The sequence below is a fragment of the Abyssisolibacter sp. ZYX002 genome (assembly GCF_056892235.1).
Window position 1 is genome coordinate 193,236 of record NZ_JARMXH010000004.1, and the last position, 16,596, is coordinate 209,831.

Below are 16,596 nucleotides of genomic sequence, written 5' to 3' on the forward strand. Positions count from 1 at the left end.
ATTATATTACATTAACAAACTTATGTAAAATATGAATATTATTATATGGATGAAATTATATAAGTACCTAAAATCTATTAGTAGCAAAATGAACAGCAACTTGTTATAATATATTTGTTATATAAATAACACTATGCATTGTATACAAAATGCATATAGAGAGGAGATTACTATGAGTCTAATACATTTTTCAAAAGATAAGTGTAACCATTGTTATAGATGCCTAAGAGCATGTGAAACAAAAGCTATAAAGATATTAGATGAAGTAGCTAAAATAGAAGATGAATTATGCATAGCTTGTGGACTTTGTTATACTGTTTGTCCTCAACAGGCAATAAGCATAAATAACTACGTGCAAGAAGTGAAAGAAGCAATAGAGGATAACAAAAAAGTTATAGTAAGTATAGCACCGTCATTTCCAGGGGCCTTTGATATGGAAGAAATAGGACAAATAGTAACAGGGTTAAAAAGGCTAGGTATTGAGATAGTAGAGGAGACGTCTATAGGGGCAGAAATAATTATAGATTATTATAAAAAATATATTGAGGAAGGAAAGCAAAAAAATCTTATATCTACAAGCTGTCCAGCGGGTAATTATTTAATAGAAAAATATTATCCTTCATTGATAGAATATATGATACCAGTTGTGTCACCAATGATTGCACACGGTAAAATGCTTAAAAGTAAATATGGTATGGATGCATACGTAGTATTTATAGGGCCATGTATAGCAAAGAGATATGAGAGCCAAGACTTTGAACATGAAGGAGCAATAGACTCAGTTCTTACATTTGATGAGTTAGCTAAGTGGTTTCAGACGGAAAATATAGTTTTAAAGGAATTAGAGCCTCAAAAGTTTGATAAAAAGTCTAGTAAAAGGGGTAATTTATTTCCTATAAGTGGGAATATCTTTCCTTATAATAAAGATACAAAAAATAGCAAATATGATTTTATCACAGTTAACGATATAAAAGATTGCAAAGAGGTCCTTAGTTATTTAGAATCTGGTAGTATAGATAGCTTATGTGTAGAGCTCAATATCTGTAATGGAAGCTGTATAGGTGGACCTGGTATGCCTAAAGATGGTAGTAATTACTATAGTAGATATAAAAGAGTCAAAGAATATGTAAGCAATACAGAAGCTATTAATAGACACGAAGAAGAATATAAGGATTTAAATTATCATAAAACTTTCTTTGATAAAAAAGTAGATAGAAAAATGCCTAATGAAGAAGAAATCAAAAAAATACTAGGTAAGATAGGTAAATATACAGAAAGTGATGAGCTTAATTGTAATGCTTGTGGATATCAAACTTGTAGAGAAAAAGCAGAGTCAGTTTATGAAGGTATGACAGAGTTAAATATGTGTTTGCCTTATATGAAGGCGCAGGCAGATAGTCTGAAAAATGTCATATTTAAGTATAGTCCGAATGCCATATTTTTATTAGATAACAACTTATTTGTCAAAGAATTTAATCCCACAGCTGAAAGGTTATTTAATATAGACTCTAGAAATATAGTAGGTAAACCCATATCTTTTATACTGAACGATGAGGATTTTGTTAAAGTGATGGATACAAAAGAAAGTCTTATTAAGGAAAAGAGATATTATTCACAGTATGGAGTAACTATGTTTGCAAATATTCTATATCTAGAAGAAGAACATGTAATATTAGCAATAATGACTGATATAACTAAAAACGAAAAAGATAAAAAAGAGTTAGCTAGAGTAAAGGCAAATACACTAAATGCTGCTCAAGAAGTAATAAATAAACAGATGAGAGTAGCACAAGAAATTGCTAGTTTACTAGGAGAAACAACAGCTGAGACAAAGATGATACTGACGAAACTAAAAGATATGCTTTAATTTAATTTAAAATATGAGGTGTGCGTATGGATTTGTTTATAGATATTGCATATGATAGTATCAACAAAAATACAGAAGAGCTTTGTGGAGATAAAGTAGAAATAATAAAAACACAGGATAAAGTTATAATAGTAGTTGCAGATGGACTAGGAAGTGGTGTAAAGGCTAACATACTTGCAACATTGACCACAAAAATTGCAGCATCAATGCTAAGTCAAGGAGCTAGTATTAAAGAAACAGTTGATACAATTACAAATACTCTTCCGGTTTGTAATGTAAGAAATTTAGCTTACTCAACGTTAGGTATAGTTCAAATATCTAAGGATGGCAAAGCTTATATAGTTGAGTATGACAATCCACCAGTTATAATTGTAAGAGATAATAAAATAATGCATATACCAAAGAAGGAAAGGTATATAAATGATAAATTGGTTAAAGAGAGCAACATACAGCTACAGATAGGAGATATATTAGTATTGGTTAGTGATGGAGTCATACATGCAGGTGCAGGAGGAGTTCTAAATCAAGGTTGGCAATGGGAGAATGTAGCAGAGTATATTAAGAAGCAATCATATAAAGATAAAAGTGCAAAGAGAATATCCAAAAATCTAATAAAAACGTGTAATGAGCTTTATATGGACAAACCGGGAGATGATACTAGTGTGCTTGTAGTAAAAATCAGAAAACCAGAAGTTATTAATATGTTTACAGGGCCACCAAAGGATAAAAATTTGGATAACAAGCTAGTTAGGGATTTTTTAATAGCAAAAGGAAAGAGAGTTGTTTGTGGAGGAACAGCTGCGAATATAGTAGCAAGAGAGATGAGAGAGAAAGTAGATATTAAAATTGAGGATTTAAAATCAGATATTCCGCCCATATCATATATTAAAGGGATAGATCTTGTTACGGAAGGTGTACTAACATTAAGCAAAACAGTAGAATACCTTAAAGCATATACTTCACAAGGAGTGTATAATTTTGTTTATCCACATGAAGAAGATGGGGCTAGTTTATTAATGGATGTACTAGTAAATGACTGTACTCATCTAAACTTATGGATAGGAGGGGCAGCAAATCCAGCCCATCAAAACCTAACAATACCAATTGATTTAAAAATGAAGGTAAATGTTGTTAATGAAATGTGTAATCTTCTGAGAAGTATGGGGAAAATTATAAATATTAAATACTATTGATGTATCATCATTTGGCACTATCTATGTATAATAGCTAATAGTATTTGACATAATCTAATAAATGGGTTATTCTAAGTTCAATAATTATATATTCTTATGAAGGTGAGGAATTATTTTTGAAAATAGTAAAACATACCTCTGCTATAGGTTTGTTTGATTCAGGTATGGGGGGTATAAGTGTTTTAAGAGATGCAGTTAAATTTATGCCTAACGAAAAATATATATATTACGGGGATTCTATGAATGCACCTTACGGAGTAAAGAGTAGAGAAGATATAGAAAAGCTATCAATTAGCGCGTGTGATTTTTTAGTTCAAAAAGGTGTTAAGGCAATAATAGTCGCTTGTAATACTGCAACAAGTGCAGCTATAAAAATTTTAAGAAATAGATATACCATACCTATAATCGGAATGGAGCCAGCTGTAAAACCAGCTTTAAAAATAGCGGACGAAAAAAAGACAATAGTATTAGCAACACCTATAACATTAGCAGAAGAAAAGTTTAGATTATTAATAAAGAAGTTAAAGGCTAAAGAAAAAGTTATAAAAATACCAGCACCTAAACTAGTAGAGCTAGTAGAATCAGGTGATACTGATTACATAAATGCAAAAAGTGTAGTTGAAAGTTATTTTAAACACATTTCAATGGACGACATAGGAGCTATAGTGCTTGGATGTACACATTTTATTTTCCTAAAAGACTGTATTAAGCAAGTAATAAAGAAAGATATACCGATAATAGATGGCAATAAAGGTACAGTAATGCATCTTAATAACGTATTGAAATTGAGTGATATGCTTAATAAAGAGCAAGAAGGAAACGTAAAGATTTATAACTCGAGTGAGGATAAGTCTATGATTGAGTTATCAAAGAGGCTTTTTAGCATATAGGGACAAAAAAGATAAACAGGGCTAAACTAATGCCCTGTTTTTTAGTTATGTTAAGGTAAGATTATTTTATTGTTAATTGGACTAGATAATATTATATTTGTTTGTGTGTTTCCAGATAGTTTTATTTCATCAATTAGTTTTTCCAATTCATGAATGCCACTTACTAAAACTTTAAGAGTTAAACAATCTCCTCCTGTTATATGATGACATTCAATGATACTATTTTTCTTCTTTGCGTATTCAATAAAATTTTTATACATTCCTTCTTTCATATCCAATGAAATAAGAGCAGTTATGTTTTTGCCTAGTCTAGCAGGATTGATGACAGCTCTATATCCTTCTATAATGCCTGTATCTTCCAATTTTTTCACTCTCTCAGCAACTGCTGGTGGACTTAAAGAAACCATTTTGCCCAAATCTTTCATAGATATTCTACCATCTGTTTGTAATATTTTTATAATTTTATAGTCTGTGATATCCATAATATCCTCCACCTAATTAATTTAATAGAAATTTGAAAATAAATTATTATCTAAAGTAGTTTTATTATAACACCTTTGTTTGTATATGTACATAATTAATAATCGGTGATAGAATAAAGTTGAAAAAAGCAGGTAGAAATAGGGATATTTTTCACATAATATAAAATGAATAATAAGACAAAATATATGTACTAGGTTTGTAATGACAGGAGGTTTTAAAATGAGTAAAGTGGGTATTACAGAAACTGTTTTAAGAGATGGACACCAGTCTTTAATAGCAACAAGAATGACAACTGATGAGATGTGTCCAATACTAGAGAAAATGGATCAAGTAGGATATCATTCACTAGAGATGTGGGGAGGAGCAACATTTGATGCATCACTAAGATTCTTAAACGAGGACCCATGGGAGAGATTAAGAAAAATAAGAAAAAGAGTTAAAAATACTAAGCTACAAATGCTTTTAAGAGGACAAAACCTATTAGGTTATAAACACTATGCAGACGATGTGGTTGAAGAATTTGTGAAAAAAGCTATATATAACGGAATCGATATAATTAGAATATTTGATGCACTTAATGACGTGCGTAATATAGAAAAAGCACTAGTTACAGCTAAAAAAGAAGGCGGTCATGCACAAGCAGCAATATCCTATACAATAAGTCCAGTGCATGATACAAAATACTATTTAAACCTTGCAAAATCTATGGAAGAATTAGGAGCAGATTCAATATGTATTAAAGATATGGCAGGGATACTAACACCGTATTATGCATATGAATTGATATCAAAGTTAAAAGAATTTATATTAGTACCAATACAACTACACACTCATTGTACTAGTGGAATGGCATCAATGACGTATTTAAAAGCAGTAGAAGCAGGAGTAGATGTAATAGACACAGCAATATCACCATTTTCATTAGGAACATCACAGCCACCAACAGAATCATTAGTTGCTACATTTAAAGGCACTAAATATGATACAGGGCTTGATTTAAAAACCCTTAATGAAATAGCGGATCATTTCAAACCTATAAGAGAAAAATATATAAAGAATGGACAATTAAATCCTAAACTATTAGGAGTTGATGTAAACACATTAATATATCAAGTGCCAGGAGGTATGCTATCTAACCTTATTTCACAGTTGATACAGCAAGGTGCGATGGATAAATTTGAAGATGTATTAAAAGAAGTTCCAAGAGTTAGAGAAGATTTAGGTTATCCACCATTAGTTACACCAATGAGCCAAATGGTAGGAACACAAGCTGTATTCAATGTAATATTAGGTGAAAGGTATAAAATGATACCAAAAGAAATAAAAGCATATGTTAGAGGAGAATACGGAAGAGCAACAACAAAGATAAAAGATGATATAAGAAAGAAAATAATAGGTGAAGAAGAAGTAATAAACTGTAGGCCAGCAGATTTAATAAAGCCACAGCTTCCTACAATAAGAAATAGAGTAAAAGAATATCTAGAGCAAGAAGAAGATGTATTATCAGATGCATTGTTCCCACAGGTATCAGAAGAATATTTTAAATACCGACAAGCACAAAAGTATAATCTAGATAGCGAATGTGTAGATATAGACCAAAAGACTTATCCAGTATAGGTAAAGTAAAAAGACATTAATGTAAAACGACCATTTAATACGAAAAATTTATTAGTGGTCGTTTTTTTGTGTTATAATATCAAAAAATAGAACAGATTTTAAATATTGGAGGTGAAAATTTATGAGAAACAAAAAAATAAAAATTCTTATTGTGACAATAATAGTATTAATCTTGTTAGTAGCAGGTTTGTTTTTTGTAGGAAGAAAATTTGAAATTACAGGAGACTATAGTCGTATTGATATTCAAAGTGGCAACACTGGAGAAATTGTCACGATTGAAGATCAAAAACGAATAAAAGATATTATTGAAAATCTAAATCATATGAAGTTTAAAAAACATAGTTTTTTTATAATTCCTACAATGGGATATACATATAATGTTAAATTTTACAATGGCGAAACTGAAAAAATGCAAATTATCATAAAGAATAAGAATGAATTCACAAGAAGGTTTTTTATTTATAAATCAGATGATAATATTATAAAATATTTAGATAGTGTTTTTGGAGATTAATTACTGAGAAGTGGATTGCTATTTCATTTATTAAAGAAAGTAAGTGTTTTATAAAACTAGTTTCAATAGAAAAAATAAATTGGAGGGCATATGAGTAAATTTGATTTTTTTATAATACCAGAAATTATTTTTAGCACAGGTATAATTATAGCTATACTTTTATCTATTAAATCATCTAAACTAGAAAAAATGAAAGTAGATGTTGAATTAGGCTCTATAAAAAAGAAAGATATAGTTAATATGGAATTAGGACAAAAAAGAAATCTAAGAAATAGTCTTTTAAAGATGACTTTTATTGGCATACTATTGACGGTTGCAGTTGGAATAATATCGGCGAGTATTGATATGGAAATAAAAACATTAATTATTTGTACTGTTATTCAAATAATAGTAGTTCTCACACTATTTATACCTTTCTTTAAAAGAGAATCAATTAAAAACTAAAGAAAAAATTAAAATGATTTAGCAATCACAAGAACCACAAAGATAAACTAAATCATCAACAAAAATAACTATTAAGTCTCAAAGCATGACACAAAAGAGAGCTATCAAAAACAAATTAAAGCTTTCAATACTCATCAAGGTATCAAATAACACTAAATTGGCAATAATCAAACTACGAAACTATTGTAGGAGGAAAGTATGAAAAGAGGATTATTGCTAATTTGTATGATAATATCATTAACTGTAGTAGGTTGTGACAAGCTTGCAACTAAACTGTATGATGAGGATAAATTAATTGTTGGAGCTACAATATTGCCACAAGAAACGTTCATAAAAGAGGTAGCAGGAGATAAAGTAGAAGTAGTAACAATTGTGCCTCATGGACATAGCCCAGCAAATTATGAAATCACACCAAAAGCTATAGAAAAACTAAGCTCAGCTAGTGTATACTTTAGTATAGGAGTGCCGACAGAGAACAGTATATTACCCAAACTACAGAGTATAAATAAAAGCTTATCGATTGTAAATCTTGTAGATATTGTAAAACAAAAACATGAACTGTTGTATTTTTCGGAAGATAGCATTGACCCTCATATATGGATGTCACCTAGAAGAGTTATAACAATGATAGATGAGATAGCGTTGCAACTTGGGAAAATAGATGAGAACAATAGAGCGTATTATAGAAAAAATGCAGAGCAGTACAAGGAGAGACTTAAGGGATTAGATTATAAATTAGAAAAAGAATTTTCATATATGAGGAATAAAGATTTCATTATGTACCATCCATCGCTTGGATATTTCGCAGATGATTATGGATTAAATATGATAGTAGTAGAATCTGATGGTAAAGAGGCAAGCGTAAAACAGTTACAAAGTATTATAGATACTGCTAAGATAAAAAACATTAAAGCAATATTTTATCAATCTCAAATGGATAGTATGATTATAGAAACATTAGCAAAAGAGATAAATGGGACAATATATCAAATTAATCCATTGAGTAAAAATTACATTAAAAACATGCTTAATCTATCCTCATTTTTCCAAAAAATTAATATAGATTAGTATAAAAATTTCAAAATATACTCCCTAAATACTGTAAGGCATGATATGATATAAGTAAAGATATATCAATTCACAGATGAGAGGAGAGAAGTTTATATATGTATGCACTTTTTCTAATACTAAATGACGTATATTTGCTAGATGATATACACGAAGTATTGTATGAGTGTGGTGTAGGAGCAACAACAATGGATAGTATGGGAATGGGCAAAGTACTATTAGAGCATAATGTACATATGACATTATTTAAAAGCATACGAATGATATTAGAAGGTAAAAAACCTTACAATAAAACAATTATTAGCGTTATTAGAAGTGAAGAAAAACTAAATAGCGTTATAACTAGTCTAAAAGAAAAAATTGGAGATATCACACAAAGAGGAGTAGGATTTATGTTTGTAGTTCCAGTTACAAGATGTGAAGGATACAATGCAGAAGATGCTCAATCGGATTTATTACTATCGTATTGATATAAAAAATTTTAAAAACCCGTCAAGTTAGTGGCGGGTTTTTAGTATAGTGAATCAATAAGGTGGATTGTAGATAGAGATGTTAGAATTTATTGTTTTGATAGTGATTATAATAGTTCTTATCTAATAAAAAATATAAAGTAAATCAAATAAATACTTTTAGCAATATAATTAATTATAGCTGTACTTTTCTTGTTCTTAATATAAAAATAATAACTAAAGAAGGAGGCTTAGAGTTAGTTACATGTTGTTTTTATAATATTTGCTATTGCTTTGTTAAAAAGCTTATTTAGTATGGCAAAATAATTTATATATTAATTAGTTTGACTTCGCAAAATACATGAATTATAATATATACATGATTCATAATATATACATATTTGTTATAGAGGTGGTAATTATACTAGTATTTATAGAAAATTATATTATAGCTGAACTTATTCTTTTAAGGCTATCATTTTCATATATTAGGCAAATGATTAACAGTAGAGGAGAATTATTAAAAGTAATTGAAAATTTTTTGTTTGTGGCACTAATTTTAGTGTATTTGTATAGTTCAAATTTTATAATTAGACCTAGGATGAAATGGGACATAGTCTTATGTGTTTTTATTGTACTTGGACAATCAGTATAGCAACATTAATAAAATCCTTAAAAATATACGTAGCAAAATTAGATAGACTTTAATTGGAGGTGATAAAGGTAGGTAATATATTAAATTTTATAGCTAAACATGCAGTTCCTCTTATGATTGCTATTACTGCTTTATTTTTTTGTCTAAAAAAATATTTGCTAATAAAAAAGCTCTTATAGAATTATCTGAGAGTATATTGGTTATTACATTAATTTTTATTTTGGATATTGCAATAATAGAAAATTTATTTTTATTTTGTTCTATTTGAGTATATTAGTTTTTATGATTGATAAGTATAAAACGATATTAAATGAAAATGGTGATTAAGTATATGCCTTAATCACCATTTTTTAATATCAAGTATTCATACTTACAGCTTTTCTTTTCTTTTTCGTTTTTTTATCAATACCTACCTCGTTAGCTTTATATAAAATCATTTTAGTTAAAATCGGGCCAAAGATTTCGTATATAAAAACTGCTCCCATAACTACATTTGAGAGTTTCTTACCTATAGCTGGAAATTCTAAAAGTACAATCATTGCAAGTCCTATAGCAACACCTGCTTGTGGTAAGAGTCCAAGACCGATATATTTTCTAACTACATCAGGTGATCTAGTCACTACGCTACCTAAGTAAGACCCTACAATTTTCCCTACAGTTCTAGATAAAACGTATGCTAAACCTAAAACTCCTAGTCCAGATAGAACCTTTATATCTAGTCCGATACCAGCAAAGGTAAAGAACAAAATATATATAGGAGGAGTGATAAACTCTATTTGTCTGTAAAGCTTTTTCTTTTCCTTATATAAATTAGATATGAATGCACCAAATGACATACAAGTAAGTAGTGGAGACAAATGTAGTACTTTAACTATTCCACAACTAAGTAGTATTGCACCTATAAATATAATCAAAGAATCATTATTATGTTTGATTTTCTTTAAAAGGTTAAGTACAATAAACCCTATAAAAATACCTAACAGTATTGAAAAAACAATTTCCATTACAGGTATTAAAAAGGCTTCTTTTATATTAAAATTATGTGCTGTTATTACTTTTGCTATTGCCGTTGATATACTGAAGATGAAAAGGCAAACCATATCGTCTAGTGCAACTACTGCGAGTAGCGTATCTGTTAACGAACCTTTTGCTTTAAATTCTTTTATGACTAGTAATGTTGCTGCAGGTGCTGTAGCTGATGATATTGCACCAATAAGTATACTGAAAGATAAATCATTTGTTAAGAAGTTCATAACAATAAATACTATGACAGCAGTACCTATTGCTTGTATTAATGTTAATACGACAATGCTTTTACCAAGCTTTTTTATATAACCTAGCTCAAAGCTACCTCCTATATGAAAGGCGATAATGCCAAGAGCAAATTCACTTATATACTCAATATTCGTACAGATTTCTGCTGGTATTACATTGAAAATAGATGGACCAAGAAGTAATCCTGCTATTAAATATCCCGTCACTGAGGGAAGTTTGAGCTTATTTAAGATCTTTGCTGTTATTAAACCACATAACAAAGAAATACTCAAAACTAGCAAAGTATTCATATTATTGTTGTTAATGAAAACTATAATAGTTTCAATAACTCCTCCCTTCTTATATATGATTGTTAGGTACGATAGACAAAGATTAACAAATGCCTATATCCATTATATACCCATAAAAAAAAATAGTCCATACAAAAACACATAAATATGGTAATAAGCATAGTATTTAGTATAAACAAATCCTAAAAATCTATGAGGAGGGTTGGTATGAATGAATAAGATAAGGCCATATGATAGGAAAAGTAATATGACGCTTGGGCAGTTAATAAATGATTTTTTTGAGAGGCCAGAAGTACTAATAAACAAGATTATAAAAAACTTCAATGTCTTGAGCGGTGATTTGTTTAAAAGTTTAAACATAGATACAAATATATTGCAAAATAACATAAACGAAACAGCAGATGCTTATATAATTAATTTAGATTTAAAAGGTTTTAACAAGGAACAAATAGATATTCAGACAAATAGAGATTATCTAACAGTCAAAGCATTCAAAAAAGATGAAATGAAAAAAGAAAAAGATGGTATGATGACATATAGTAGTAAAATGGGACATTTTGAAAAATCTTATAGTCTTGAAAATGTAAATAAAAGAAAAATAAGTGCTGTATTTAAAAATGGCATGTTAGAGATAGTGATGCCTAAGGTTAGGTGATAGGTTTTCTATAGGGGGATACTCCCTTTATACTGTAGGAAAAAGTTCAGTTATGCGTTATCATAAAATTTTGTTGCTTATCTTTAAGTAAGCTCTGCTACTCAATTCTAATACACCTTAACTTGAACCTTTAATACAGTAGATAACTTTGTCATCATTTTAAGAGGGGGAAATGAACCCCCTCATTAATAAAGTAACCAAAATATTGTAAAATAATATATTGATAAAGAAACAATGTAGTGTTAATATAATGAGAAGAAGGGGGCATGATTCTGTGAAAGAGATAGCTACATATAACATAGAAGAAAACATTGATTATCTAAAGCTACTATCCAAACAGTACCCATCGATTAGAGATGTCAGTGCAGAGATTATAAATTTGCAAGCAATTTTAAATCTGCCAAAGGGAACAGAGCATTTTCTAACGGATTTACATGGAGAGTATGAAGCGTTTACTCATGTGCTCAGGAATGCATCAGGAGTACTTAAACTAAAAATTGATGATATATTCCAAAAGTTAACAATAGAGCAAAAAAGATCGTTAGCAATATTGCTTTATTATCCAGAACAAAAGCTAGAGATAGAGAAAAAAACAAACACAGATATAAAGAATTGGTATAGCGAAACTTTATATAGACTTATACAAATATGTAGAGTAGTATCTTCAAAATATTCTCGATCAAAAGTAAGAAAAGCACTACCAAAACAATTTGCCTATATAATAGAAGAGCTACTACATGAAGATAGAGATATGTTAAATAAACACAATTATTTTAATGAAATAATAAATACTATAATAGATATAGATAGTGCGGATGAGTTTATAATAGCAATATGTAAGCTTATTCAAAGACTAGCGATTGATAGATTGCACATTTTAGGAGATATATATGATAGAGGACCGGGTGCACATTTCATATTAGACGAGCTTTGTAGTCATCATAGCGTTGATATACAATGGGGAAACCATGATATATTATGGATGGGAGCTGCAAGTGGTTCAAAAGCATGTATAGCTAATGTTATAAGGATATCAACAAGATATGCAAATCTGGCTACAATAGAAGAAGGCTACGGGATAAACCTCTTACCTCTTGCAACTTTTGCTATGCATTTTTATAAGAATGACCCATGTAATAAATTCAAAACCAAGTTTCCAATACAAATGCATTATGGAGAAAGAGACCTTAAAATGATTGCTGCAATGCATAAAGCAATATCAATAATTCAATTTAAATTAGAAGGGCAGATAATAAAAAGAAGCCCGCAATATAATATGGAGCATAGGTTACTGTTAGATAAAATAGATTATAAAGAAACTACAATTGTTTTAGAAGGAAAACAGTATAAGTTAAATGATGACAACTTCCCTACAATAGACCCACAAGATCCATACAGATTATCAAGAGAAGAAGAAGATCTTATGGATAGATTGGAGCTATATTTCCGTAACAGTGAAAAACTACAAAAGCATATAAGGTTTTTATATTCTCATGGAAGTATGTATTTAAAGATGAATTCAAATTTACTATATCATGGATGTATACCTTTAGATGATAGTGGAGAATTTAAAAAAGTTAAAGTAGGAAAGCTACACTATAGTGGAAAAAAGTTACTGGATATATGGGATAAACTAATAAGAAAAGCATACTTTGATAAAGCAAATATTGACGAAGAGCAGTATGGAGCAGATATAATGTGGTATTTATGGTGTGGAGATAGTTCACCACTTTTCGGAAAAGATAAAATGACTACATTTGAAAGATATTTTATAGATGACAAAAAAACGCATATAGAGGTTAAGAATCCATATTTTCATTTAAGAGATGACGAAGAGGTATGTAAAAAAATATTAAGAGAATTTGATTTAGATACAAAAGATTCACATATAATAAATGGGCATGTACCAGTAAAAACAAAGCAAGGAGAAAGCCCAATAAAGGCAGGAGGGAAATTGTTAGTCATAGATGGTGGATTTTCTAGAGCGTATCAACCTATGACAGGAATAGCTGGATATACATTGATATATAATTCATACGGTCTTAGGTTAGCATCTCATGAACCTTTTGAGTCAACAGATAAAGCTGTAAATGAAGAGAAGGATATTGTTTCTACACTAAAAGTTTTAGAGAAAATAAATAGGAAATATATAGCCAATACAGACGAGGGTAAAGAAATTATGTCAAAGATTGAGAGATTAAAAATGTTATTAGTGGCATATAGAAATGGTATTTTAAAAGAGAGATAATTCACAGGTTGTATTATTTTTGAATATTATATTATGAAAAAAGCTAAATACGGGAGGCAGATGATATGCCCAGAAAGTATAATAATAATATGAATTTAGTTTTGAGTAGTGCCATATTAACAGATAAAGACATGGAAGAATATAAAAAATTCATGAAAAAATACGAGAAAAGATCTGATAGATATTTGATAAGAGAGATCAGAAAAATTCAAAGAAAAGTATCTACAGAAAACAAAAAACTTCATGCGAAGAATTTGGATAAACTAGCGCAAATGGATGGCTTTGTAGATGATTTTTCTAAAAGAAAGATAAACTATGTTAAAAATTTGATTAATATAAACAGTTCAAATGCTGAAGCGGAAGTAGAAGGTCAATTTTTTGATGGAGCTAGTTTGCTTCTTTGGTTCTTATTGTTAGTAATTATATTTAGACAGGATGTTCGTTATTAATTATGTGGAGACTGCCAAATGGCAGTCTCCTTACTTATGTGTGCCTAACATGAATATCATTTAAATGGTGAAAGTCGCCAACAAGATAATGAATAGTTATACTACGAATCCGTTGAGTATGGTGGTGAAAGGGGGTGAATAAAATAAATATTTATATCCTACAAAAAACTAGAACATATTTTCGTAATAATTCATAAAATATGTTGAATATAATATTAAAATAGTGTATACTAATATAGTGTTAAAAAATTAGAAAGAAGGAGGTCGTGGAAATGAGAACTGGCAATGTAATATTAAGCTTTGATAAAAATAGCAGTATAGGGCAAGTTAACATGGTGATGTTAGCCTTTAATAATAATGCAAAAATAAAATATAAAGTCACGACCAATGTCTATTAGGTAAACATTTGTACATAGTTGATAGTATAAAATAGTCATAGGTTGTACCTATGATTTTTTAATTTATATAGACTTAATCATAGGTTATAATAACCTATTTTTTTTTACCATTAAAAGCTAATTTAGTGCAAAATATTCATGTTGTGGTATAATCTCATGGTCTGTTATGAGTTTATATATAAAAATTAAGGAGGAATAAAAATGGCAAGAAAGAGAATTTTGAGATTATGGAGAGAGTTCACTACATTAGATACTTGACAAGAAAGTTATACAAAATGGAAACAAAAGGGGGCAGATAATAATGAATAGACTAAAATCATTGGCAGTAACATTAAAAGGCAATATATTAAAGTACACATTTGCTATATTGAGTATAGGTATAGAAACTTTATTAGCATTGTTAATACCTTTAATTATAAAGATTACAATTGACGGAATATTGGGAACAGAACCTATAGAAGCTTCAAATTTTATTTTAAAAAGCATTGATTTAGTAGGTGGAAGAGAAGGACTTAGAGAAAAACTGTGGATTTGTAGTATATTAATAGTTTCAATAACAGTAATAAGAGGAATATTCTTATTTTTAAAAGGTAAGTTGTCGGCAGAGGCATCAGAATCTATAGCAAAAGATATGAGAGAAAGATTATACAATCATCTTCAGAACTTACCTTATGATTACCATGTAAAAGCAGAAACGGGTGATCTAATCCAAAGGTGTACATCAGATGTAGAAACCATTAGAAGGTTTTTTGCAGTACAATTCGTCGAGATAGGCAGAGGACTTTTTATGGTATTAATATGTGGATGGATTATGTTTAGTATAAATACAAAGCTAGCATTAATAGCGGTATCATTGGTGCCAGTAATATTTATATTTTCATTTGTATTCTTTGGTAAAATAAAGAGCAGATTTAAGTTGTGTGATGAGGCAGATGGTAGATTATCAACAACTCTACAAGAGAATCTTACAGGAGTTAGAGTTGTAAGAGCTTTTGGAAGGCAAAATCATGAGATTGAAAAATTTGAAGCAAAAAATGAAGAGTATAGAAGGCTTGTAGAAAGGCTTATACAACTGATGGCAAGTTTTTGGTCGTTATCAGATTTATTCTGTATGATACAAGTTGGTTTAGTTCTTATAATGGGATGTGTATTTGCAGTTAAAGGAGAAGTAACACTAGGAACAGTTGTTGCATTTACAACATATGAGAATAGATTGTTATGGCCAGTAAGACAAATGGGACGTATATTAACTGATATGGGTAAATCCTTTGTAGCTATAGATAGAATAAATGAGATACTAGATGTATCAGCTGAAGAAACAAATGAAGGATTAAAGCCACAAATAGAAGGAAATATTGAATTTGAGAACGTACATTTCGCATATAATAGTGAAAATCCAATATTAAATGGAGTAACATTTGATGCTAAAAAAGGAGAAACAGTTGCAATACTAGGACCTACAGGTTCAGGAAAGTCATCATTAATCCATTTGCTAATTAGACTTTATGATTATGATAAAGGCTCAATAAAAATTGATGGGATAGATATAAAGGATTTTAATAAAAAATGGTTGAGAAGAAACGTAGGAATAGTATTACAAGAACCATTCTTGTTCTCTAAGACAATAAAAGATAATATAGGAATTGCTAGAGGAGACGTAGAAGATCAAGAGATATATAATGCAGCTTCGATAGCGTCAATACATGATGTAATAAAAGATTTTGACAATGGTTATGACACGGCTGTTGGAGAACAAGGGGTAACATTATCTGGAGGACAAAAACAGCGTGTGGCGATAGCTAGAACTATTATAAATGATTGTCCAGTATTGATATTTGACGATTCACTTAGTGCAGTTGACACAGAGACAGATGCAGCTATAAGAGCATCTCTGAGAAATAGAAGCAAAGATGTAACAACATTTATAATATCTCATAGAATTACTACTGTTTCTCAAGCAGATAAGATTATAGTATTAGAAAAAGGTAAAATAACGCAAATGGGGACTCATAAGCAGTTATTAGAGCAACAAGGATTATACAAAAGAATATGGAATATACAAAACTCAATAGAAGAAGATATAAACAAAATAGTATAAGGC

15 protein-coding genes are annotated in these 16,596 nt (G+C 29.6%); 13 read left to right on the forward strand and 2 right to left on the reverse strand.

Features of this window, described 5'->3' with window-relative positions:
* The first annotated feature begins 172 nt into the window (after positions 1–172).
* From P3X86_RS13425 to murI, 3 genes are all read left to right on the forward strand, one after another.
* The gene (locus P3X86_RS13425; RefSeq protein WP_483293210.1) at positions 173–1,867 is read left to right on the forward strand and encodes a [Fe-Fe] hydrogenase large subunit C-terminal domain-containing protein; all 1,695 of its coding nucleotides are present in this window, start codon (positions 173–175) and stop codon (positions 1,865–1,867) included.
* Between the two features lie 26 nt (positions 1,868–1,893).
* Positions 1,894–3,060, forward strand: coding sequence for a SpoIIE family protein phosphatase (locus tag P3X86_RS13430; protein ID WP_483293211.1), 1,167 nt, complete (start codon positions 1,894–1,896; stop codon positions 3,058–3,060).
* 116 nt (positions 3,061–3,176) lie between these two features.
* Positions 3,177–3,950 carry a glutamate racemase gene (murI, locus tag P3X86_RS13435; RefSeq protein ID WP_483293212.1) on the forward strand — a complete coding sequence of 258 codons (774 nt, stop codon included), beginning with the start codon at positions 3,177–3,179 and terminating at the stop codon, positions 3,948–3,950.
* A gap of 50 nt (positions 3,951–4,000) precedes the next feature.
* On the opposite strand, the gene P3X86_RS13440 is transcribed toward murI, so the two are convergent.
* Positions 4,001–4,432, reverse strand: coding sequence for an Lrp/AsnC family transcriptional regulator (locus P3X86_RS13440; protein WP_483293213.1), 432 nt, complete (start codon positions 4,430–4,432; stop codon positions 4,001–4,003).
* Positions 4,433–4,652: 220 nt separating this feature from the next.
* Between P3X86_RS13440 and P3X86_RS13445 the strand changes: the two genes are divergently transcribed.
* From P3X86_RS13445 to P3X86_RS13465, 5 genes are all read left to right on the forward strand, one after another.
* On the forward strand, positions 4,653–6,050 hold the full coding sequence (locus tag P3X86_RS13445; protein WP_483293214.1) for an oxaloacetate decarboxylase subunit alpha: 1,398 nt from the start codon (positions 4,653–4,655) through the stop codon (positions 6,048–6,050).
* A gap of 121 nt (positions 6,051–6,171) precedes the next feature.
* Positions 6,172–6,564 (forward strand): hypothetical protein, encoded by a 393-nt coding sequence (locus P3X86_RS13450; protein WP_483293215.1) that lies wholly within the window; start codon positions 6,172–6,174, stop codon positions 6,562–6,564.
* 90 nt (positions 6,565–6,654) lie between these two features.
* Positions 6,655–7,008 carry a hypothetical protein gene (locus P3X86_RS13455; protein WP_483293216.1) on the forward strand — a complete coding sequence of 118 codons (354 nt, stop codon included), beginning with the start codon at positions 6,655–6,657 and terminating at the stop codon, positions 7,006–7,008.
* A gap of 198 nt (positions 7,009–7,206) precedes the next feature.
* A complete protein-coding gene (locus P3X86_RS13460; RefSeq protein WP_483293217.1) occupies positions 7,207–8,076 on the forward strand; it encodes a metal ABC transporter solute-binding protein, Zn/Mn family in 870 nt (289 codons plus the stop codon).
* Positions 8,077–8,174: 98 nt separating this feature from the next.
* Positions 8,175–8,546 (forward strand): hypothetical protein, encoded by a 372-nt coding sequence (locus tag P3X86_RS13465; RefSeq protein ID WP_483293218.1) that lies wholly within the window; start codon positions 8,175–8,177, stop codon positions 8,544–8,546.
* Positions 8,547–9,536: 990 nt separating this feature from the next.
* Here P3X86_RS13465 and P3X86_RS13470 read toward each other — a convergent pair.
* Positions 9,537–10,715, reverse strand: coding sequence for a cation:proton antiporter (locus tag P3X86_RS13470; protein WP_483293219.1), 1,179 nt, complete (start codon positions 10,713–10,715; stop codon positions 9,537–9,539).
* 241 nt (positions 10,716–10,956) lie between these two features.
* Between P3X86_RS13470 and P3X86_RS13475 the strand changes: the two genes are divergently transcribed.
* From P3X86_RS13475 to P3X86_RS13495, 5 genes are all read left to right on the forward strand, one after another.
* Positions 10,957–11,400, forward strand: a complete 444-nt coding sequence (locus P3X86_RS13475) for an Hsp20/alpha crystallin family protein (protein WP_483293220.1) — start codon at positions 10,957–10,959, stop codon at positions 11,398–11,400.
* Positions 11,401–11,650: 250 nt separating this feature from the next.
* Entirely contained in the window at positions 11,651–13,648 is a 1,998-nt protein-coding gene (locus tag P3X86_RS13480; protein WP_483293221.1) for a fructose-1,6-bisphosphatase, read from the forward strand.
* A gap of 65 nt (positions 13,649–13,713) precedes the next feature.
* Complete coding sequence (locus P3X86_RS13485) at positions 13,714–14,097, forward strand: hypothetical protein (RefSeq protein WP_483293222.1); 384 nt, start codon at positions 13,714–13,716, stop codon at positions 14,095–14,097.
* A gap of 272 nt (positions 14,098–14,369) precedes the next feature.
* Positions 14,370–14,495, forward strand: a complete 126-nt coding sequence (locus P3X86_RS13490; protein WP_483293223.1) for a hypothetical protein — start codon at positions 14,370–14,372, stop codon at positions 14,493–14,495.
* Between the two features lie 301 nt (positions 14,496–14,796).
* Positions 14,797–16,593 carry an ABC transporter ATP-binding protein gene (locus tag P3X86_RS13495; protein WP_483293224.1) on the forward strand — a complete coding sequence of 599 codons (1,797 nt, stop codon included), beginning with the start codon at positions 14,797–14,799 and terminating at the stop codon, positions 16,591–16,593.
* The last annotated feature ends 3 nt before the right edge of the window (positions 16,594–16,596 follow it).